The organism is Micromonospora sp. NPDC047620, assembly GCF_043205005.1.
Classification (GTDB): Bacteria; Actinomycetota; Actinomycetes; order Mycobacteriales; family Micromonosporaceae; genus Micromonospora.
This window is the reverse complement of the sequence record NZ_JBIDDG010000094.1, coordinates 1-1708: the sequence shown is the minus strand read 5'-3', so window position 1 is coordinate 1708 and position 1708 is coordinate 1. Positions and strand designations below refer to the sequence as shown.

Sequence of the window (1708 nt, the reverse complement as noted above, 5' to 3'; positions counted from 1 at the left end):
CGTCGACCCGGTCCAGGCACGGATCGGTGAGGATCGAGCCGAAGTCCCGGGTCCCCAGCGGCACATAGCGCTCGTAGTGGACGGCGTCGCGGTACGCGGCACGGACGTCGCGGCCGGTGGCCACCGGCCAGATGTAGTCGTTGCCGATGATCGCCCAGCGGCGGGTGCCGAATTCCCGGGACAACCACCGCATGGCCGGCAGGATGTGGCCGCTGGGCGCCTCGCCGATCATCACCACCTCGGCCGGTTCGTTCGGCAGCTCCTCGTAGACGTTGGCGAACAGATACGGAACCCGCCCGCCCGTGACCCGGGCAACCGCCTGGCGGACCGCCGAGATGTGCCAGCCGGTGATGGCATCGACCATTCCGGTGGCCAGCAGCGCCGAGACCTCGTCGGCCACCTCGGCCGGACTGCGGCCGCCGTCGATGGTCGTCACCCGTACTTGCCGGCCCAGAATTCCTGTGCCGCTGTTGATTTCTTTCGCAGCCAAGGAAATCGCCGCTTCACAGGACGGCGCGACAATTCCGACGGGGCCCTGCAGGGGGACGATATTCAGGACCTCGACCACTTCGTCCGGGCTCTCGCCGAAGGAGAACATTCGGTACCCTTCTTCGTATCCGAGCGAAATGATGGGGCGGAAAATATGTCGACCATTGTAAGTGGCGTCGCCACGCTGCACGGGGCGCTGCGAGCTGCGGAACGCGGTTGGCTCCGCCACCTCGACGCGGCACTGTGTGCCAGGCAGCTGACCGCCGACCAGTGGGCCATGCTGTCGAATCTGTCCGACCGCTCCGGTATCACCATGAGCGAGCTGGCGGTTCGTGCCCAGCTACCGCCCTCGTCGGCCACCCGCCACGCCGACGCCCTGGCCGAACGCGGCCTGATCTTTCGAATTGCGGCCGAGGACGACCGCCGCCGCATTCTCATCGGTTTGACCCATCGCGGCAAGGATCTGGTGGATTCGGTGCGCGAGCAGGAGTCGCTCGCCGAAGAGGAATTGCGTAAACGAATCGGCGCGCGAAATCACGCGGAATTGCTGCGACTGCTCGAGTTGATGGTCGAGACCCAGTCGGATTGATCCGGTTCGGAACGCGCCCGCCGACTCGGCGATAATCCGGCAATTCCGGCAGCCGATAGGATCGCCGGTATGCCGGTCTCCACCACCGCGACGGCCTCCGGGCTGTGCGCCTTCATCGATGCCTCGCCGTCCCCGTTTCACGTATGCCGCACGGTGGCAGCCGAATTGACGGCCCACGGATTCACCGAACTGCCCGAGGCCCGGCCGTGGGCCGAGGCGGCGGAGACGAACGGGGGAGTGGGCCGCTACTTCGTGATCCGCGGCGGATCCCTGGTCGCCTGGGCCGCGACGACCACCGATCCGGCGGGTGCGTTCCGGGTGGTCGGCGCGCACACCGACAGCCCGAATCTGCGTGTCAAACAGCATCCCGATCTGGCCGTCGCGGGCTGGCAGTTGATCGGCCTGGAACCCTACGGCGGCGCCTGGCTCAATTCCTGGCTGGACCGTGATCTCGGCATCTCGGGCCGGCTCACCGTGCGCGAGGGCGACGCATTGGGCCAGCGGCTGGTCCGCATCGACGATCCGCTGGTCCGGGTGCCGCAACTGGCCATCCACCTGTCCGAGGATCGGCGCGGGGTGACGCTGGATCCGCAACGCCACGTCAACGGCATCTGGGGATTGGGGGAGCGG

General features: G+C 67.4%; 2 protein-coding genes and 1 pseudogene. 2 read left to right on the top strand and 1 reads right to left on the bottom strand.

Annotation, left to right across the window (positions count from 1 at the left end; translation table 11 throughout):
- Window positions 1–598: ABC transporter substrate-binding protein (locus tag ACGF5C_RS34375; protein ID WP_393308528.1), on the bottom strand; the 598-nt coding region annotated here is incomplete at its 3' end.
- A gap of 45 nt (window positions 599–643) precedes the next feature.
- Between ACGF5C_RS34375 and ACGF5C_RS34370 the strand changes: the two genes are divergently transcribed.
- Together ACGF5C_RS34370 and ACGF5C_RS34365 are read left to right on the top strand one after the other, a co-directional pair.
- Window positions 644–1078: a MarR family winged helix-turn-helix transcriptional regulator gene (locus tag ACGF5C_RS34370; RefSeq protein ID WP_030517419.1), complete on the top strand. Its 435-nt coding sequence runs from the start codon at window positions 644–646 to the stop codon at window positions 1076–1078.
- Between the two features lie 69 nt (window positions 1079–1147).
- Window positions 1148–1708 (top strand): annotated as a pseudogene (locus ACGF5C_RS34365) (hypothetical protein); the annotation flags it as partial.